This window comes from Bacteroides xylanisolvens (assembly GCF_018289135.1).
Lineage (GTDB): Bacteria > Bacteroidota > Bacteroidia > Bacteroidales > Bacteroidaceae > Bacteroides > Bacteroides xylanisolvens.
In genome coordinates this window covers 3,548,934-3,567,860 of sequence record NZ_CP072216.1, presented here as the reverse complement: position 1 = coordinate 3,567,860, position 18,927 = coordinate 3,548,934, and the positions used below count along the sequence as shown (strand labels likewise).

The window sequence follows — 18,927 nt, the reverse complement described above, 5'->3', positions numbered from 1 at the left end:
GTTCTGAAACTTTAGAGAATCAATGTATTATAGTCTCTCTAAAAATCTTTATATTTGCAGACCGTTTGGAAACGATAGTGAATAATAAACAATACAATAACTTAAAAAACAACCAAAATCAGATGAAGCAGGATATGATTGTTATCCTTGACTTGGGTAGTCATGAGAATACGGTGTTGGCTCGCGCCATCCGTGCATTAGGAGTTTATAGTGAGATTTATCCTCACGATATCACAGTGGAAGAACTGAAAGCATTGCCCAATGTAAAGGGTATTATAATTAATGGTGGACCGAATAATGTAATTGATGGCGTTGCTATTGATGTAAATCCGGCTATCTATACTTTGGGGATTCCCGTCATGGCTGCAGGTCACGATAAAGCAACTTGTGAAGTGAAGTTGGCAGAATTTGCGGATGATATTGAGGCTATAAAGGCGGCAGTGAAATCATTTGTTTTCGATGTTTGTAAAGCTGAAGCTAACTGGAACATGAAGAACTTTGTCAATGATCAGATAGAGTTGATTAAGCGTCAGGTGGGCGATAAGAAAGTATTGTTGGCTCTGTCGGGTGGAGTTGATAGCTCTGTGGTAGCAGCTTTACTTCTGAAGGCAATTGGTAACAATCTGGTTTGCGTACATGTTAATCATGGTTTGATGCGTAAGGGAGAGTCTGAAGATGTGGTTGAGGTATTCAGCAACCAGTTGAAAGCAAATCTTATTTATGTAGATGTAACCGATCGTTTCTTGAATAAACTGGCAGGTGTGGAAGATCCGGAACAGAAACGTAAAATTATTGGTGGTGAGTTTATTCGTGTGTTCGAAGAAGAAGCACGTAAGCTGAATGGTATTGACTTCTTGGGGCAAGGGACTATTTATCCGGATATTGTGGAAAGTGGAACGAAAACTGCTAAAATGGTGAAGTCTCACCATAATGTAGGTGGGCTGCCTGAAGACCTTAAGTTCGAGCTTGTGGAGCCGTTGCGCCAATTATTTAAAGATGAAGTTCGTGCTTGTGGCTTGGAGTTGGGATTGCCTTATGAGATGGTTTACCGTCAACCTTTCCCTGGTCCAGGTTTGGGCGTACGTTGTTTAGGTGCTATAACGCGTGACCGTTTGGAGGCTGTACGTGAGTCCGATGCTATTTTGCGTGAAGAGTTTCAGATTGCCGGATTGGATAAAAAGGTATGGCAATACTTTACAGTAGTACCCGATTTTAAATCTGTTGGTGTACGTGATAATGCCCGTTCTTTTGATTGGCCGGTGATTATTCGCGCTGTCAACACGGTAGATGCTATGACGGCTACTATCGAACCGATAGAATGGCCTATCCTGATGAAGATAACAGACCGTATACTGAAAGAAGTGAAGAATGTAAATCGCGTTTGTTATGATATGTCTCCGAAACCTAATGCGACTATAGAATGGGAATAGAGAGACTTTTTAAGTGATATTTCGATAGCCTCAATTTTTTGTAAGTTGAGGCTATTTTTTTAATATGTTGAACCTTGCCACATTGAATTTGACGGATGTTTAATGGCTCAGTTGTAATTCTTGGGGGATTAAGTTTAGTCAATTCCCTTCATGCATATACCTTTGCTAGCCTAAAAAGGAAGAAGCTCATATCCACTACTCCTCTAAATGATGCCCTAAATGCTTTGATTTTAGCATTAAATGCTTCCGCTGCTGCATTTGTACTCCTGTTCACAAAGAAGTTCAGAATCCTTTCATAATGATTCTCAATAGAGTTTGCTACTGTTGTGAATGTATCGTATCCATATTCTTCAATCTTATTATACCATAGTGCCAGCTTTGCTCTTGCTACATCCTTGTCATAGTTTGTGGAAAAGATCTTTCCCAACTCCAATGAGTAGTAATATACGTGCTTAATATCTTCAAACTGCTTGAAAAGTAATTCTGCCCTGATTTTCTGACTCTTGGTCCATTTATCAGGTGATTTAAATAATAAATATCTGCTTCTGGCCAATAATTGCCTGAGTGTATCTCCGTTTTCGAGTTCTTCTGCTTTATATACTTCCCCCTTCTCTTTTGCCGCTTTCATAGCTTTATTCTCCTCTTTTATCACTTGCCATCTATATGTAATGCGCAACTCTTGTACAGCTTCGTATACAAGTTTTTGTACATGAAACCTATCAATCACCTGCATGGCACGTGGAAAGCACGTTTTGGCAATCTTTTGCATGCTCCCGGCCATATCCAGTGTAATTTCTTTGACCTGATTACGCAGCTCCTGTGGCATCTTTGTAAGTACCGCAATGATATCATCGGTTTTAGTGCCCTGAATTACAGCTATAATAGAACCTTTCCTACCTCGCTTATCTCTATTTATTAAGATGGTATAAAGATCTCCCTTACTTAAAGCCGTTTCGTCAATACATAGGTGATAACCCATATTCTTTGGATAAAGGATATACTCTTGGGCATGTGCTCTCTGATCCCAATTCTGGAAGTCACTCAGGTGGTCTTTATATTGGCTTTGAAGCTGTTTGCCATCCATACAGTAATGCTCAGCTACACTTTGGCAGCTAACGGCGTGATTATCTAAGTAATTCTTTTAAAAAAGCACCGAACTCAGCGGTTATGCGAGTACCGGTGGCTACCAAACTCCAGTCACGACTATATGTCTGCCCAGTGGATGGATCTTCCCAGCGACGACGCTTGATACGTAAATAAACGGCTTTACCACGGATAGGGAAGTCCTGAACTTCAATCTCAGGGAGGAAACCTTTTGAGTGAAGATGGAGATCAGAGTACTCAGCAGGAATAGTGGCTTTCTCCTCTAAATAAAGAATAAAGCAAGTATCCTGAGAAACATGATTGACTAGGGTAAAGTAATCAAGGATTCCTGAAGGCAAGAACAAGCTTAAAGAAGCAACAGGATCAATCGTTTGGGAAGAGGATGTTTTCATGATGCAAAAATAAGAATTTTAACGCAATCCCCCAAGGTTTCAGACTGAGGCTGTTTAATCTGATTGATATATGATTTGCGTTGGTGTAAACCGGCACCAATTGATGTATAAAAGAAAAAGGCACCCAGAAGTGGAAGCCTCCCAAATGCCTTATTCTTATCAAGTAGCGGGACCCGGGATTGAACCGGGGACCTCATGATTATGAATCATGCGCTCTAACCAGCTGAGCTATCCCGCCATCGTTTCTCGATTGCGGGTGCAAAGATAGATGATTTTTTATAATCTCCAAAACAATTCATAACTTTTTTGTGTTTTTTCTTTAAGAAAGGGTTTGATTTTCCCTATAAACAGGAAGTTTGAAGCTCGATAATGAAAGAATAATTAAATAAAGTGTCTGATTTATGCGGCGTATTTAGAAAAAAGTATTTATCTTGGCACACGTAAAAACAATTCGAAATTGCTATGAAAAAGGAAAAGATTCATTTGGAGTATTTGTTGAATGCAACGTCTAAAAATATTCTTTGGGGAGCTATTAGTACACCGACCGGGTTGGAGGACTGGTTTGCCGACAAAGTTATTTCTGACGATAAAATAGTAGAGTTCCATTGGGGGAAGACAGAGCTGAGGAAAGCAGAGATTATTGCCATTCGCTCTTTCTCTTTTATCCGCTTCCGTTGGCAGGATGATGAAAACGAACGCGATTATTTTGAAATCAAGATGACTTATAATGAGCTGACTAGTGACTATGTGTTGGAAATTACCGATTTCGCAGAGCCGGATGAAGTAGCCGATATGAAAGAATTGTGGGAGTCGCAAGTAGCTAAATTAAGAAGAACTTGTGGTTTTTAGTTAACTTTCAACTAAAAATTTTCGATGCTCCTTTTTTTGTGCTAATTTTGCATCCTAATTGCACGAACCTATTAAGATGCTACGCATAAAGAAATTAGATATATTCATCGTAAAGAGTTTTTTGATGCTCTTTATTGGTACATTCTTCATCTGTCTGTTCATATTCATGATGCAGTTCCTGTGGAGATATGTAGACGAATTGGTCGGAAAGGGATTGGAGATGAGCGTAATGGCTCAATTCTTCTTTTATTCCGCGTTAACATTAGTGCCGGTATCGTTGCCATTGGCAGTGCTACTGGCTTCTTTGATTACTTTCGGTAACTTTGGCGAGCGTTATGAATTGCTTGCGATGAAAGCCGCAGGTATTTCTCTCCTTAAAATCATGCGTCCGCTTGCTTTCTTCGTTTGCGGACTTGTCGGTGTCTCATTCTATTTCCAAAATGTAGTAGGTCCTATCGCCCAGGCTAAATTGGGAACCCTGATCCTTTCGATGAAACAAAAATCTCCGGAGTTGGACATTCCGGAAGGAGTTTTCTATTCTGAAATCAAGGACTATAATTTAAAGGTAGCTAAGAAGAACCGGAAGACCGGTATGCTATATGATGTGCTGATTTATAGTATGAAAGATGGCTTTGAGAAAGCACGTATTATATATGCTGATTCCGGGCGTTTGGAGATGACCGCGGATAAACAGCATCTTTGGCTGCATTTGTATAGCGGAGATTTATTTGAGAATCTGAAAGCTCAAAGTATGAAATCGGAGAATGTACCTTATCGACGCGAGGAATTCAGGGAAAAACATACCATTATTGAGTTTAATTCCGATTTCAATATGGTTGATGGTGAGATTATGGGTAAGCAGTCCAGTGCTAAGGACATGGCGCAGTTGCAGAGTTCCATTGACTCGATGACGGTTGTGGGAGATAGTATCGGACGACAGTATTACAGGGAAGTGGCAGAAGGAAATTTCCGTCCTTCTTATGGATTGACAAAAGAAGATACGATCAAAATAGAAAAGGCGGATATTTATGAATATAATGTAGATAGTCTTTACGAAGTAGCCTCTTTAACGCAGAAACAGAAGGTGATTTCTTCTGCTGTCAGTCGTGCGGAGAACGTGGCTAACGATCTTGGGTTCAAGAAATTCACGATGGAGAACAATGATTATAGTATTCGAAAACATAAGACGGAATGGCATAAGAAGATAACAATTTCACTTTCTTGTCTGCTGTTCTTCTTTATCGGAGCTCCGTTGGGCGGTATTATCCGCAAAGGAGGTCTGGGAATGCCGGTCATCGTATCAGTGTTGGTGTTTATCATTTATTATATCATTGATAATACAGGATATAAAATGGCCCGCGACGGTAAGTGGATTGTTTGGATGGGGATGTGGACAAGTAGCGCAGTCCTTGCCCCGTTAGGAGTCTTCCTTACTTATAAATCGAATAAAGACTCTGTGGTGCTTAATGCAGATGCTTATATCAACTGGTTTAAAAAGATTGTGGGAATTCGTAGTGTACGCCATATATTTAAGAAAGAAGTGATTATTCATGATCCTGATTACGCACGTCTGACGGGTGATTTGGAACAACTTTCGGCAGAGTGTAAAGCGTATGCCGCCAGGAAACGATTGGAAAAAGCACCGAATTACTTTAAGTTGTGGATGGCGAGTGAGGATGATAACGAGGTGATGGCAATCAATGAAAAGCTGGAAGCGTTGGTTGAAGAAATGTCCAATACGAAATCTGCCACTTTGATCGGTGCATTAAACAATTATCCGGTTATTTCCGTTTCTGCTCATGTGCGCCCGTTCCATATCTATTGGTTGAATCTGGTGGCCGGAGTCATTTTCCCTATCGGTTTATTTTTCTATTTCCGCATCTGGGCGTTCCGCGTTCGTCTGGCTAAGGATATGGAACGGATTATAAAGAACAATGAACAAATTCAATTCATCATACAGAAAATCAATAAATAAGTGTTATGAAAGAGACTATTAAAATGGATAGAATAGAAGATGCGATTGCCGACTTCAAAGAAGGCAAGTTTGTCATAGTAGTGGATGATGAAGACCGCGAAAACGAAGGCGACTTGATTATTGCAGCTGAAAAGATAACTCCCGAAAAAGTAAATTTCATGTTGAAACATGCACGTGGCGTACTTTGTGCACCTGTCACAGTGTCTCGTTGCAAGGAGTTGGATTTACCGCATCAGGTAAGTGATAATACTTCCGTGTTGGGAACTCCTTTTACGGTTACCATTGACAAATTGGAAGGCTGTACAACAGGTGTTTCCGCTTCCGACCGTGCCGCTACTATTCAGGCGTTGGCCGATCCGACTTCTACACCGGCTACTTTCGGGCGTCCCGGACACATCAATCCGTTGTATGCGCAAGAAAAAGGAGTACTTCGCCGTGCCGGACATACAGAAGCTACGATTGATATGGCTCGTCTGGCAGGACTTTACCCCGCAGGTGCCTTGATGGAAATCATGAGTGAAGACGGAACAATGGCACGTTTGCCCGAACTCCGTCAGATGGCAGACGAACACGGACTGAAGCTGATTTCTATCCATGACCTGATCGTTTATCGCCTGAAACAGGAATCCATTGTAGAAAAAGGAGTAGAAGTAAATATGCCTACCGAACACGGAAAGTTCCGTCTGATTCCTTTCCGCCAGAAATCAAACGGATTGGAGCACATGGCTATATTTAAAGGAACATGGAGTGAAGACGAACCGATCTTGGTACGTGTCCATTCCTCTTGCGCTACTGGAGATATCCTTGGCTCACAACGTTGTGACTGTGGCGAGCAGCTGCATAAAGCGATGGAAATGATCGAAAAAGAAGGAAAAGGTGTGGTGGTTTACCTCAATCAGGAAGGACGTGGCATCGGTCTGATGGAAAAGATGAAAGCATATAAGTTGCAGGAAGACGGTATGGATACCGTTGACGCGAATATTTGTTTGGGACACCTTGCCGATGAGCGTGATTACGGAGTAGGCGCACAAATCCTTCGTGAACTGGGAGTACACAAAATGAGACTTTTGACAAATAATCCGGTGAAACGTGTTGGTTTGGAAGCATACGGATTGGAGATAGTAGAAAATGTACCTGTTGAAACAGTTCCTAATCCGTATAATGAACGATACTTGAGAACAAAGAAAGAAAGAATGGGGCATACTTTACATTTTAATAAGTAAATTGCCAATTTGTTTTCATATATCAAATATTATCGCTTATTTTGCAACGATTTTCACTCAACAACAATAAAAATAGATACAAAATGAATCAATTATCAGATCGTTTGAACAGCTTGTCGCCATCGGCGACGCTTGCCATGTCGCAAAAGAGCAACGAGCTCAAGGCACAGGGTGTTGATGTTATTAACTTAAGTGTAGGAGAACCGGATTTTAATACTCCTGACCACATCAAAGAAGCTGCGAAAAAAGCCATAGATGATAACTTTTCTCGTTACTCTCCGGTACCGGGTTATCCGGCTTTGCGCAATGCTATTGTTGAGAAACTGAAAAAAGAAAACGGTCTGGAATATACAGCCGCTCAAATTTCGTGTGCCAATGGTGCTAAACAATCTGTTTGTAATACCATCCTTGTATTGGTAAATCCGGGTGACGAAGTCATCGTGCCGGCTCCTTACTGGGTAAGCTACCCGGAAATGGTGAAAATGGCAGAAGGTACTCCCGTAATTGTTTCGGCAGGTATCGAACAAGATTTCAAGATTACTCCGGAACAGTTGGAAGCAGCTATTACTCCGAAGACGAAAGCATTGATTCTTTGTTCTCCGTCTAATCCGACAGGTTCTGTATATACAAAAGAAGAATTGGCCGGATTGTCAGCAGTATTGGCTAAACATCCGCAGGTGATAGTAATCGCTGACGAGATTTACGAGCATATCAATTATATTGGTGCGCATCAGAGTATCGCTCAATTCCCTGAAATGAAGGAACGTACAGTGATTGTAAACGGTGTATCCAAGGCTTACGCTATGACAGGATGGAGAATCGGTTTCATTGCCGGTCCGGAATGGATTGTAAAAGCTTGCAACAAGTTGCAAGGTCAGTACACTTCAGGTCCTTGCTCTGTTTCTCAAAAAGCTGCTGAAGTGGCATATACAGGAACACAAGAACCGGTAAAAGAAATGCAGAAAGCATTCCAACGCCGTCGTGACCTGATTGTGAAGTTGGCTAAGGAAGTTCCGGGATTTGAGGTAAACGTTCCGCAAGGTGCTTTCTATCTGTTCCCGAAATGCGATGCTTTCTTTGGAAAGAGCAACGGTGAACGTAAGATTGCAGATTCGGATGATTTGGCAATGTACTTGCTTGAAGAAGCTCACGTGGCTTGTGTAGGTGGTGCCTCTTTCGGTGCTCCTGAATGTATCCGTATGAGTTATGCTACAAGCGATGAAAATATCGTAGAGGCTATCCGTCGTATCAAAGAAGCATTGGCTAAGTTGAAATAATAGTTCACCACAGATTACACAGATTGACACAGATTGAAAAGAGATTGTCTGTCTGAAAAATATTAGATTAATAAAATCATCCTTACTACAGTATACAGTAAGGGTGATTTTTTGTTTAAGGAACTTCTTTGTATTTTTCTATCCGTTTGATTGTGAATTAATCTGTGTTAATCTGTGTAATCTGTGGTGAAGAAAGAGCAATAAAAAAGGCTGCCTTCCATAGAAAGCAGCCTATACTCTTTTTGTAACTTGTATTATTCAGCCGGGTGAATTGCTTCAGACGGACAAACGTCTGCACAAGTACCACAGTCAGTACATACATCTGGGTTGATAGAATAGATATCACCTTCAGAGATAGCTTCTACCGGACACTCGTCAATGCAAGTTCCGCAAGCAATACAATCGTCACTAATTACGTATGCCATTTTTCTAAGATTTAAATTATTAGTACTAATTTCTCCGGCAAAAATAAGGCTTTTATTGATTGGTTGTTATGCTTCTATGTTTAAATTGACTTAATTTGTACGTCTTCTAAATAAGCTACCTCCCTATAATCTGCTATATTTTTCGTATTTTTGCACTCAAATTACTAATATATAGCGATTATGCCTTTAAATTTACCCGATAAACTACCTGCGATAGAGCTTTTGAAGGAAGAGAATATTTTTGTGATCGACACTTCCCGCGCTACGCAACAGGATATTCGTCCGCTACGGATTGTGATTCTGAATCTGATGCCGTTGAAAATTACAACGGAAACAGACTTGGTGCGTTTACTCTCCAATACACCTCTTCAGGTGGAGATTTCATTTATGAAGATCAAGAGCCACACGTCAAAGAATACGCCGATAGAACACATGAAAACGTTCTATACGGATTTCGACCAGATGCGTCACGAGAAGTATGATGGTATGATTATCACCGGAGCTCCTGTAGAACAGATGGACTTCGAGGAGGTGACCTATTGGGATGAGATTACGGAAATCTTTGATTGGGCACGTACGCATGTCACTTCTACCTTATATATATGCTGGGCTGCGCAGGCCGGATTGTATCATCATTATGGAGTTCCTAAATATCCGTTGAAAGAGAAGATGTTCGGTATCTTTGAACATCGGGTATTGGAACCTTTCCACTCCATCTTCCGTGGTTTTGATGATTGTTTCTATGTGCCGCATAGCCGTCATACAGAAGTACGCAGGGAAGACATTCTGAAAGTTCCGGAATTGACGTTGCTTTCCGAATCGAAAGATGCCGGTGTCTATATGGCAATGGCACGGGGCGGTCGTGAATTCTTTGTCACGGGACACTCCGAATATTCTCCGCTGACACTGGACACGGAATACCGTCGCGATCTCGATAAAGGCTTGCCGATAGAGATGCCCCGCAATTATTATATAGACAATGATCCTGAAAAAGGCCCGTTGGTACGTTGGCGTGCTCATGCCAATTTGTTGTTCTCCAATTGGCTGAACTACTTCGTTTATCAGGAAACACCTTACAACATCAACGATATTAAATGATAAAGCAGCGTAAAATAGAACTTCTCGCTCCGGCGAAAAATCTGGAATGTGGCATTGAAGCTATCAATCATGGGGCAGATGCAGTATATATCGGTGCTCCGAAGTTCGGTGCCCGTGCGGCGGCTGTGAACTCATTGGAAGATATTGAAGCATTGGTGCAGCATGCCCATTTGTATCATGCACGTATTTATGTCACGGTCAATACGATTCTGAAAGAAGAAGAGTTGAAAGAGACGGAGGAGATGATTCATGCACTTTATCGGATTGGCGTAGACGCGCTGATTGTGCAGGACATGGGGATCACGAAGTTGAATCTTCCTCCGATACCGCTTCATGCCAGTACACAAATGGACAACCGTACACCGGAAAAAGTAAAATTCCTTTGGAAGGCGGGTTTCCGGCAAGTAGTCCTGGCGCGGGAACTATCGTTGCGTGAAATAAAAAAGATACACGAAAATTGTCCGGAAGTGCCTTTAGAGGTATTCGTACATGGGGCACTTTGTGTCAGCTATAGCGGGCAGTGCTATGTCAGCCAAGCCTGTTTCGGTCGTAGTGCCAACCGGGGAGAATGTGCGCAATTCTGCCGGTTACCTTTTAGTCTGGTAGACGCGGACGGGAAAGTGATTGTCAAAGACAAACATCTGCTTTCCCTGAAAGATATGAATCAAAGTGACGAACTGGAGCAATTGCTGGATGCCGGAGCTTCCTCGTTCAAGATAGAAGGGCGGCTGAAAGACGTTTCTTACGTGAAGAATGTAACGGCCGCTTATCGTCAAAAGCTGGATGCCATCTTTGCCCGTCGTCCGGAATATGTAAGGGCTTCTTCGGGTACGTGCAATTTCGAGTTTAAGCCGCAACTGGATAAGAGTTTCAGCCGTGGATTCACACATTATTTCCTGCATGGACGTGACAAAGAGATTTTCTCTTTCGACACTCCCAAGTCATTGGGCGAGGAGATGGGGACTGTGAAGGAGATTCGCGGCAATTATCTGACGGTTGCGGGACTTAAATCCTTTAACAATGGAGACGGTGTTTGTTATATCGACGAACAGGGACGTTTACAGGGATTCCGCATCAACCGGGTGGACAGCAACAAACTATATCCACAGGGAATGCCTCGCATCAAGCCTCGTACCACATTATATCGTAATTTCGACCAGGAATTTGAACGAGTGCTTTCCCGTAAGTCTGCCGAAAGGAAAATCGCAGTGCGAATGTTGCTTGCCGACCATCATTCCGGTTTCTCTTTGACATTGACTGACGAAGATGATAATAGCGTCACAATCACCCTTCCACGTGAAAAAGAGCCGGCCCGGACTCCGCAGACGGACAACCTGAAAACGCAACTGTCCAAATTGGGGAATACGCCTTTCGAAGCAAAAGAAATAGAAATCTCTTTTACCGACAACTGGTTTCTGCCGGCTTCGGTATTAGCCGATTTCCGCCGGCAGGCAATCGACCGGTTAATAACTGCCCGTCGAATCAATTACCGTCAGGAATTGTCGGTATGGAAGTCAACCAATCATGCTTTTCCACAAACGACGCTAACCTATCTGGGAAATGTCATGAATACTCGTGCAGCCTCTTTCTATCAGGAGCATGGGGTTCAACAGGTAGCAGCGGCTTACGAAAAAGAAGCGGTGGAAGATGCGGTACTGATGTTCTGCAAACATTGTTTGCGTTACAGTATGGGATGGTGTCCCATCCATCAACGGGTACGTTCACCTTATAAAGAACCCTATTACCTGGTGTCAAATGACGGCAAACGTTTTCGTCTGGAATTTGATTGTAAGAATTGTCAAATGAAAGTAAAAGCGGCTCAATGAGAATCATTATTCACAATTTTCACCACAGTTTTCACCACAGAGGACGCAGAGGACACAGAGGATATAGTGGAGGTAACATCTTCACTCATTCTTCTGATACAGACTGTTTGAGTGTTTTTTGGAAAAAGTGTAGAAAGTTTTTCTCTTTACCTTCTTTCCCCTTTTTACCCTCTTTATCCTTTTTATCCTCTGTGTCCTCTGCGTCCTCTGTGGTGAAAATAGTGATGAAAACAGTGATGAACCTCCTACTATGTTTACTTTTGCTCTCATCTTGTTATTATAAAGCACCGGCTTTGGATTCGGAAGAACTGTCGAAGAAGACGAAAGACTCGTTGACTTACTTGTACGAACGGCATTATACATGGAATACAAACTTGGAAGTAGTCGATGATTCCATCTCTTTGGAATGTCTTCCGATAAAAGATACTTTTATTCAGTTGAATAAAGGGGATAGGGTAGTGGTGGCAGAGTTTGCGGTTCACCCTGCCGATAGTGTAGACAGTGTTTGGGTGAAGCTGGCTCACACACAGGATGAACAGGGCTGGATACGTGAAAAAGAACTCAAGAAGTCATTTGTGCCGACTGATAGTATTTCGCAGGCCATTCATCTTTTCAGTGATACGCATGCTTCTTATTTCATTATCATCTTCGCTTTATTCGTCGGTGTATATCTGTTTCGCGCTTTTCGTCGAAAGCAGTTGCAGATGGTCTATTTTAATGATATAGATAGTGTTTATCCGTTATTTCTCTGTTTGTTGATGGCTTTCAGTGCAACGATTTACGAATCGATGCAGGTCTTTGTGCCGGAAACGTGGGAGCATTTTTATTTCAATCCTACTTTGTCGCCGTTCAAAGTTCCTTTTATTCTCTCTGTCTTCTTGTTGAGTATTTGGCTGTTTTTGATAGTCGCTTTGGCGGTGCTGGATGATTTGTTCCGACAGTTGACTCCCGCTGCAGCTATCTTTTATCTGCTGGGGTTGATGTCTTGTTGTATTTTCTGCTATTTCTTCTTTATCCTGATGACACATATTTATATCGGTTATCTGTTCCTTGCCTTTTTTATGCTGGTTTTTGCGAAGAAAGTCCATCGGAACATTGGGTATAAGTATCGTTGTGGGCGTTGTGGGGAAAAGTTGAAGCAAAAAGGTGTATGCCCCCATTGTGGAGCTATCAATGAGTAATTTTATTATCTGTTTTATTCTTGAATAACTTTTCAAATGATGGAAATCAGATCTACCGAAATAAAAGATCTCCCTTTAGTGATGGAGATTTATGACTATGCCCGTGCCTTTATGCGTGCAACCGGAAATACTACTCAATGGATTGACGGTTATCCTTCTGAAGTATTGATTCGTCAGGAAATTGAAGATGGACATAGCTTTGTCTGCATAGATGAACAGGGAGAAATTTTGGGGACTTTTTGTTTTATCTTGGGAGACGACCCTACTTATCAACAGATTTATGAAGGAACATGGCTCAATAATGAACCTTATGGAGTGATTCATCGGCTGGCAACGAACGGAAAACAGAAGGGGGTATCGGAAACCTGCTTGAACTGGTGTTTCGAACGTTGGCCCAATCTCCGGGTAGATACTCATCGGGACAATAAAGTCATGCAGCATATATTGACGAAGTATGGCTTTCAACGTTGTGGTATCATTTATGTAAAGAACGGTACAGAGCGTATCGCTTATCAAATGACGCGTGTGTCTGATGGAACAGAGAAACTTGCTTAATCGTGGTGGAGTGTAGTTGAAGTGTATTAGATGTAGACAAGATAATCTTAGATATAAGCAAACCAATAGGAAACTGTAGGTAAAGTAATGCCAGGACACCGGTATAGTTCCGTTAAGATGCCGGTATAGTTGTGTGAAGGTACCGCTATCTTTACCTTCCCACGGCCGTGGTGACTTCTTCTCACAGCCGTGACGAGATCTCTCCACGGCCGTGAAGAGAAGCTACCACAGCCATGGAAAGGTAAAGATAGCGTAGGGTTAAGAGAACAATGCCTATTGGATTAATTAAGTATAACGACTTTATAATGCATACTTCATAGAGGCATACGTTCTTCTATCACGTATTCCATGCCATCAATCTATAAGAGACAGGCTGACAATAAAAGTCCGAATCTTTTATTGTCAGCCTGTTTTTGGGTTATTGTCAGCACTTATTGTCAGGTGTCAATGGACTGATAATCATTGTTCTATATGGATAAAATCTTTAGCTGACAATAAAATGACTAAATAATATCTCTATGAGTGAAAATGATTAGAACCGGCAGCGGAGATCTACTCCAAATTGCATTGGGCGTCCTTTTTGCATAAAACCTTTGTTCATTGTTTCGAAATAGAAGGCGGCATATTCTTTATTCAAGAAGTTGCGTGCCCAGAAACTAATCATTGCGTCACCGATTTCCAGATTCGTTCTCCAGTTGAGTGTGCCATAGAAAGATTGGCTGACATCGTTTTGTTCAGTCCAGTAGATACGTCCGGCAGCGTTATAATTAGCTTGGAATACAACCCGGTCGAAGATAGAGCGCGGACTGCAGGTGATGGCGTATTCTCCTCCGATATTTAAGGTATGTTTGGGGACAAAGGGAACATATTTGCCATTATAATCTGCGGTTACTTTAAAAGTGCCGTCTTTTTGCTCTTCGGTGATTACATAATCCGTAAAGGTGGCATACGTATATCCGTAACTGACATTCAGGCTAAGTTCTTTTGTCACACTGGCACGAAGGGCTGCTTCTGCACCATAGCTACGGCTTTTTCCTGCATTGATCGTGATACGTCCCAGACCACTTTCTGCAAATTGGGAGAGTTGTTGGTCGCGGGTATCCATATAGAATGCTGCGACGTCAGCCCAAAGTCTTCCTTCCCATAGAGTAAGGTGACTACCTACTTCGTAGTTCCACGAATATTCGGGTTTGTAAGTGGTGGACGCTTTTACATCAATCTCTTTTGTAGGTACCATTTGGTTCATCATATTAATGATGGTTTTTCCCCAGGTGGCATCTTGCCCTATTGTTGGACTTTCTTTGATGGCATTCATCATCGAATTTTTCAATTCTGTTTGTGATAAGTCAGAGAACATTTGGATGTTATATCCTCCCGAACGATATCCCCGGGTGACGGTGGCATAAACGTTATTTTGATTCTTCCATTCATATTGAATAGCAAATTTGGGTAGGAGCTGTACATAATCAGTAGAGAGCTTGCCAACGAAAGAGGCAGGGGCTTTCATATTCTGATCAGACAAGTTTATTTGGTTGGGTCCCATAGCTAAGTGAAAATCAAAACCAAAGTCGATAGGAGTGCTAAGAGAATTATACTTCATACTGATTTTCTCGTAATCGAGCCGGAGGCCGGCTGTAACGGACAGTCCTTCTATGAACAAGTTGTTGAAAGTAGACTGATGATAAAGTGCACCGCTAAGAGTCGGGGTGTCGAAAGTTCCTCCTACGCTTAAGGTCGGGTTGTGCACAGTCATTCCCATGGTGGGAGCTCCGGGTTTGGCAGATACTTCTTCAAAAGCTGCATTGGCGTTGTTTTCAATGACCGACTTCACTCCTTCTTCTTTAAACAAAACAGGTCCCGTAGTATGCAGCCATTGATAGAATCCGAAAGCTCCCGTAGCCCACTGCCATCTTTTTCCGGGTTTGGCTTTCAACACAATCTCTTCGGAAATGGTGTTTGCACGTTGCTTTTGCTCAATATTGAAAATATCTCTTTCTGTGAAATCCTGATCGAGAAACATACGGTCGTTCAGGTTCTGATAACCTGTCACGGCACTTAATATAAAGTTGTTGGCTTGATATTCGATGTTAACACCGGAGTTGAGCAATCCACGGCGGTAACTGCTGCGGTCGTTATATGAAATCTTACCGATATGATCTGCCCGGTCTTCTGTCATTTCTTTACCATTTTCTTTCGCTTTAGCTATTGCACTGGGGGTAATCCCGGTATAGTAATACGGATATCCGCCCTGATCGCTATATTCATAGCTAAGGGCCATATCTATTTTCAGGTTCGAACTAGGCAGGTAAATACCACGGAAACGTCCGCCACCGGCATTGCTCTTGTCTACCTTTTCGTTGTTTCTTGCCGAATTTTCAAAGAAGCCACCTGTGTGTTCGTAGAAACCTCCGGTAGAAAAGGCGAAGCGGTCGGATGTCCGGTGATAGTGGGTGAGTGACACATTATAATTATTGTAGGTCGCTGCTCCCATGCGGATATCAGTACCTTGATAAGTGAAAGGTGATTTTGTGTGCACTTTGATAAGTCCTCCCATCGTATTACGTCCGTAGAGAGTACCTTGTGGTCCTCGGAGAATGTCAATACGTTCGATATCAGCATAGTTGAAGTCGAAAGCGGATTTGTCGATATAAGGGATGTTGTCTACGTAAAGTCCTACGGACGGAGTGTTGATACGTGAGCCGATTCCACGGATATAAATGGAAGTGGTCAGTTTGGAACCATAATCGGGGATAAACAGATTAGGGACGATGCCTGTCAGGTTTTTCACAGAGTTCACCTGATTGGCACGCATATTATCTTGTGATAAAACAGTGGCTGCCACCGGTAATTCACGCAACTTACGATTCTCTTTCGGAGTGGCAATCACTACCACTTCTTCGATGTCTACTATTTTTAGTGAGTCTTTCGGGAAATCTTCTGCCCATGCTGTACCTGTCGTCAGGAGCGTGAGGGCAATCATAATATTCTTTGTCTTCATCTGCTGTTAATTTGTCTGCTGCAAAGTAACGGCAAATATAGACAATGGTCAATCCTCATTTATTAGGATTTGTTTCACCACAGTTTTCACCACAGAGGACGCAGAGGACACAGAGGGTATAGTGAAGGTAACATCTTCACTCATTCTCTGATACAGACTGTTTGAGTGTTTTTGGGAAAAAGTGTGGAAAGTTTTTCTCTTTACCTTCTTTATCCTTTTTATCCTCTGTGTCCTCTGCGTCCTCTGTGGTGAATCAGATTCGATCCGCTTCTATATACCCGTTCATTACCGCATAAATAGTCAGTCCGGAGACGGACTTGATACCTAATTTCTCTGTGATATTTTTCCGGTGAGTGATGACGGTGGTCAGGCTGATATTCAGTTTATCTGCTATTTCTTTGTTGATTAATCCTTTGGTTATCAGTACGAGCACTTCTATTTCACGGGAAGATAGAATTTCCTGATGAGGCTGCGTCGGAGGCATGGATGGCATGTCTTTCACCGGATAACCGTTGTGGTGGGCGTGTTGGTGGAGTTTCAATATATTTTTCACCAACTCTTCCTCGGATTCATGGATGTTGAGTACAGGCACGCCGGACAGTTGGAATTGCGGACTATCGCTTGCCAATACAATTGTTTTTCGTTTCCGGGGGAGAAAGAAAGCATTGTGCTCCACATAAATCTGTGCGGAAATGAAATAATGGGCATACATATCCGGCGTATCGTCCATCAGTTCACTGAATTGATGGAAGGTGCGTATGGTTGCCATAGGAATCATTTCCTCCAGGATTCCTTTCAGGCCAAGGCAAGTAAGGGTGTTGGATTCAATGATAGCTATTTCGGGTTGATGATTCATTTTCATGTAGTTTTAGTTAACGATTGAAATAATTGGCTACCGCTTCCGCACACCGTTCTCCATCCACTCCGGCAGAAACAATCCCTCCGGCATAGCCTGCACCTTCTCCGCAAGGAAATAATCCGCGAACGGTTGTATGTTGCAATGTCTCTTTATCGCGTACGATGCGGACAGGCGAAGAAGTACGTGTCTCTACGCCGATCATCACCGCTTCATTAGTGAGGAAGCCATGACTGTAACGTCCGAATTGCTGGAAACCGAGAGATAATCTTTTGCTGATAAACTCCGGCATCCAGAAATGAAGCGGAGAAGAAATCAATCCCGGACTGTAAGAAGATTCGGGTAAGTCGTAACTCAACTTCTTGCGGGTGAAGTCCTGCATACGCTGTGCCGGTGCTGTCTGCCTTCTGCCTCCTTGCAACCAGCATTGGCGTTCCTGTTCTTCCTGAAAGTAAAGGGGAAGAAGTTGAGAGTTGAGAGTTGAGAGTTGAGAGTTATTTAGAGATGGGTTAAGAGCCAGTAGCTGTTCATTTCGTTGCGCAGCTAACTCTCCATTCTCTACTCTCCACTCTCCACTTATTAAATCTTCCGGTTGCACTTCCACCACCATGCCCGAATTACTCCATCGCGAGCCACGATTAGAAGGAGACATTCCGTTTACTACCACTTGCTCCGGTCCGCTGGCAGCAGGAACAATGAAACCGCCGGGGCACATACAGAAGCTATACACTCCTCTGCCTTCAACCTGTGTGACGAAGCTATATTCTGCGGCAGGCAGATACTTGCCTCGCCCCTCCTTATTATGATATTGTATCTGATCGATCAACATTGCCGGATGCTCCAAACGGACACCGACTGCAATGCCTTTCGCTTCAATTGCCACATGATTCGCAGCCAGCCAACGATATACATCTCTTGCCGAATGTCCGGTTGCCAGTATCACAGGTCCGAGAAAAATCTTTCCTGTATTTGTTTCGATACCCTTTACTTCGTCATTCTCGATAATCAGTGCCTCCATTCGTGTTTGGAAATGTACTTCTCCGCCACACTCGATGATGGTATTCCGCATATTTTCAATGACACGTGGCAACTTGTCTGTCCCGATATGCGGATGCGCGTCTACTAATATCGCCGTAGAAGCCCCATGCTGGCAGAATACATTCAATATCTTATCTATATTTCCTCTCTTTTTGCTCCGGGTATAGAGTTTCCCATCCGAATAAGCTCCTGCACCGCCTTCGCCAAAACTGTAATTCGATTCCGGGTCAACCGTGTGTTCCCTGCTGATTTGTGCTAAATCTTTTTTCCGCTCGCGTACGTCTTTTCCGCGTTCGATAACAACGGGACGTAACCCCAGTTCGATGAGACGCAGGGCTGCAAATAGTCCGCCGGGACCTGCGCCCACGACAATCACTTGCGGCTTTCCCTCTACCTTATTATATATAGTATGCTCGTATTCATCATCTTTAGGCATCTCACGGATATAAGCTCGTACCTTCAGATTGACAAAGATAGTCCGCTGCCGTGCATCGATGCTCCGTTTCAAGATTCGGGTAGCAGTGATGTCACGCAGGTTCAAACCTTTTTCTTTAGAAAGATATTCTTTTAGTTTCTGTTCGTTTGCTGCGATTTCGGGAAGGATGCGGAGTTGGTATTCTTGTATCATTTAGTTATTGTTGATATTATTTTTGACTATAAAATTGATAAAGCGGATCATTTATTTATCAGTGACTATTTA

The 18,927-nt window shown here is 42.6% G+C and carries 15 protein-coding genes and 1 tRNA gene; 9 read left to right on the top strand and 7 right to left on the bottom strand.

The genetic code is table 11. The features are described 5' to 3' along the window. The first annotated feature begins 122 nt into the window (after window positions 1-122). The gene (gene guaA, locus INE92_RS15245; RefSeq protein WP_004314576.1) at window positions 123-1,430 is read left to right on the top strand and encodes a glutamine-hydrolyzing GMP synthase; all 1,308 of its coding nucleotides are present in this window, start codon (window positions 123-125) and stop codon (window positions 1,428-1,430) included. A 148-nt stretch (window positions 1,431-1,578) separates the two neighbouring features. Here the strand turns inward: guaA and INE92_RS15240 are convergent, their stop codons facing one another. From INE92_RS15240 to INE92_RS15230, 3 genes are all read right to left on the bottom strand, one after another. Then, a complete protein-coding gene (locus INE92_RS15240) occupies window positions 1,579-2,514 on the bottom strand; it encodes an ISAon1 family transposase (protein WP_008025715.1) in 936 nt (311 codons plus the stop codon). Window positions 2,515-2,554: 40 nt separating this feature from the next. Next, the gene (locus INE92_RS15235; protein ID WP_008640050.1) at window positions 2,555-2,926 is read right to left on the bottom strand and encodes an ISAon1 family transposase N-terminal region protein; all 372 of its coding nucleotides are present in this window, start codon (window positions 2,924-2,926) and stop codon (window positions 2,555-2,557) included. 164 nt (window positions 2,927-3,090) lie between these two features. Further along, window positions 3,091-3,164 (bottom strand) — tRNA-Met (locus tag INE92_RS15230). Window positions 3,165-3,388: 224 nt separating this feature from the next. Between INE92_RS15230 and INE92_RS15225 the strand changes: the two genes are divergently transcribed. The 4 genes from INE92_RS15225 to INE92_RS15210 all read left to right on the top strand — a co-directional run bounded on the left by INE92_RS15225 (window position 3,389) and on the right by INE92_RS15210 (window position 8,250). Continuing rightward, the gene (locus tag INE92_RS15225) at window positions 3,389-3,775 is read left to right on the top strand and encodes an START-like domain-containing protein (RefSeq protein WP_004314575.1); all 387 of its coding nucleotides are present in this window, start codon (window positions 3,389-3,391) and stop codon (window positions 3,773-3,775) included. A 76-nt stretch (window positions 3,776-3,851) separates the two neighbouring features. Next, the gene (locus INE92_RS15220; RefSeq protein ID WP_087319085.1) at window positions 3,852-5,750 is read left to right on the top strand and encodes an LptF/LptG family permease; all 1,899 of its coding nucleotides are present in this window, start codon (window positions 3,852-3,854) and stop codon (window positions 5,748-5,750) included. 5 nt (window positions 5,751-5,755) lie between these two features. Continuing rightward, window positions 5,756-6,973, top strand: coding sequence for a bifunctional 3,4-dihydroxy-2-butanone-4-phosphate synthase/GTP cyclohydrolase II (locus tag INE92_RS15215; RefSeq protein ID WP_004309056.1), 1,218 nt, complete (start codon window positions 5,756-5,758; stop codon window positions 6,971-6,973). 83 nt (window positions 6,974-7,056) lie between these two features. Beyond that, window positions 7,057-8,250 carry a pyridoxal phosphate-dependent aminotransferase gene (locus tag INE92_RS15210; RefSeq protein ID WP_004306402.1) on the top strand — a complete coding sequence of 398 codons (1,194 nt, stop codon included), beginning with the start codon at window positions 7,057-7,059 and terminating at the stop codon, window positions 8,248-8,250. Window positions 8,251-8,504: 254 nt separating this feature from the next. On the opposite strand, the gene INE92_RS15205 is transcribed toward INE92_RS15210, so the two are convergent. Beyond that, entirely contained in the window at window positions 8,505-8,675 is a 171-nt protein-coding gene (locus tag INE92_RS15205; protein ID WP_002559159.1) for a DUF362 domain-containing protein, read from the bottom strand. Between the two features lie 180 nt (window positions 8,676-8,855). Here INE92_RS15205 and metA point away from each other — a divergent pair, with 180 nt between their 5' ends. From metA to INE92_RS15185, 4 genes are read left to right on the top strand one after another with little or no spacing between them, the layout of a single operon-like run. After that, window positions 8,856-9,773: a homoserine O-acetyltransferase MetA gene (gene metA / locus INE92_RS15200; RefSeq protein WP_195436628.1), complete on the top strand. Its 918-nt coding sequence runs from the start codon at window positions 8,856-8,858 to the stop codon at window positions 9,771-9,773. Continuing rightward, window positions 9,770-11,599 (top strand): peptidase U32 family protein, encoded by a 1,830-nt coding sequence (locus tag INE92_RS15195; protein WP_009040622.1) that lies wholly within the window; start codon window positions 9,770-9,772, stop codon window positions 11,597-11,599. Before metA ends, INE92_RS15195 begins: the two co-directional genes overlap by 4 nt. Continuing rightward, window positions 11,596-12,780 (top strand): hypothetical protein, encoded by a 1,185-nt coding sequence (locus INE92_RS15190; protein ID WP_008025284.1) that lies wholly within the window; start codon window positions 11,596-11,598, stop codon window positions 12,778-12,780. Before INE92_RS15195 ends, INE92_RS15190 begins: the two co-directional genes overlap by 4 nt. 36 nt (window positions 12,781-12,816) lie before the next feature. After that, entirely contained in the window at window positions 12,817-13,335 is a 519-nt protein-coding gene (locus INE92_RS15185) for a GNAT family N-acetyltransferase (RefSeq protein WP_004314570.1), read from the top strand. Window positions 13,336-13,867: 532 nt separating this feature from the next. Here the strand turns inward: INE92_RS15185 and INE92_RS15180 are convergent. From INE92_RS15180 to INE92_RS15170, 3 genes are all read right to left on the bottom strand, one after another. Then, window positions 13,868-16,333: a TonB-dependent receptor gene (locus tag INE92_RS15180; protein WP_032851550.1), complete on the bottom strand. Its 2,466-nt coding sequence runs from the start codon at window positions 16,331-16,333 to the stop codon at window positions 13,868-13,870. Between the two features lie 253 nt (window positions 16,334-16,586). Beyond that, window positions 16,587-17,189, bottom strand: a complete 603-nt coding sequence (locus INE92_RS15175; RefSeq protein WP_009040624.1) for a response regulator transcription factor — start codon at window positions 17,187-17,189, stop codon at window positions 16,587-16,589. Between the two features lie 16 nt (window positions 17,190-17,205). Continuing rightward, window positions 17,206-18,855, bottom strand: coding sequence for an NAD(P)/FAD-dependent oxidoreductase (locus INE92_RS15170; RefSeq protein WP_009040625.1), 1,650 nt, complete (start codon window positions 18,853-18,855; stop codon window positions 17,206-17,208). Between the last annotated feature and the right edge of the window lie 72 nt (window positions 18,856-18,927).

Bases quoted from the DNA above. Each gene is read 5' to 3' on its own strand.
- guaA (WP_004314576.1), top strand. From the start codon at position 123: ATGAAGCAGGATATGATTGTTATCCTTGACTTGGGTAGTCATGAGAAT.
- INE92_RS15240 (WP_008025715.1), bottom strand. From the start codon at position 2,514: ATGGATGGCAAACAGCTTCAAAGCCAATATAAAGACCACCTGAGTGAC.
- INE92_RS15235 (WP_008640050.1), bottom strand. From the start codon at position 2,926: ATGAAAACATCCTCTTCCCAAACGATTGATCCTGTTGCTTCTTTAAGC.
- INE92_RS15225 (WP_004314575.1), top strand. From the start codon at position 3,389: ATGAAAAAGGAAAAGATTCATTTGGAGTATTTGTTGAATGCAACGTCT.
- INE92_RS15220 (WP_087319085.1), top strand. From the start codon at position 3,852: ATGCTACGCATAAAGAAATTAGATATATTCATCGTAAAGAGTTTTTTG.
- INE92_RS15215 (WP_004309056.1), top strand. From the start codon at position 5,756: ATGAAAGAGACTATTAAAATGGATAGAATAGAAGATGCGATTGCCGAC.
- INE92_RS15210 (WP_004306402.1), top strand. From the start codon at position 7,057: ATGAATCAATTATCAGATCGTTTGAACAGCTTGTCGCCATCGGCGACG.
- INE92_RS15205 (WP_002559159.1), bottom strand. From the start codon at position 8,675: ATGGCATACGTAATTAGTGACGATTGTATTGCTTGCGGAACTTGCATT.
- metA (WP_195436628.1), top strand. From the start codon at position 8,856: ATGCCTTTAAATTTACCCGATAAACTACCTGCGATAGAGCTTTTGAAG.
- INE92_RS15195 (WP_009040622.1), top strand. From the start codon at position 9,770: ATGATAAAGCAGCGTAAAATAGAACTTCTCGCTCCGGCGAAAAATCTG.
- INE92_RS15190 (WP_008025284.1), top strand. From the start codon at position 11,596: ATGAGAATCATTATTCACAATTTTCACCACAGTTTTCACCACAGAGGA.
- INE92_RS15185 (WP_004314570.1), top strand. From the start codon at position 12,817: ATGATGGAAATCAGATCTACCGAAATAAAAGATCTCCCTTTAGTGATG.
- INE92_RS15180 (WP_032851550.1), bottom strand. From the start codon at position 16,333: ATGAAGACAAAGAATATTATGATTGCCCTCACGCTCCTGACGACAGGT.
- INE92_RS15175 (WP_009040624.1), bottom strand. From the start codon at position 17,189: ATGAATCATCAACCCGAAATAGCTATCATTGAATCCAACACCCTTACT.
- INE92_RS15170 (WP_009040625.1), bottom strand. From the start codon at position 18,855: ATGATACAAGAATACCAACTCCGCATCCTTCCCGAAATCGCAGCAAAC.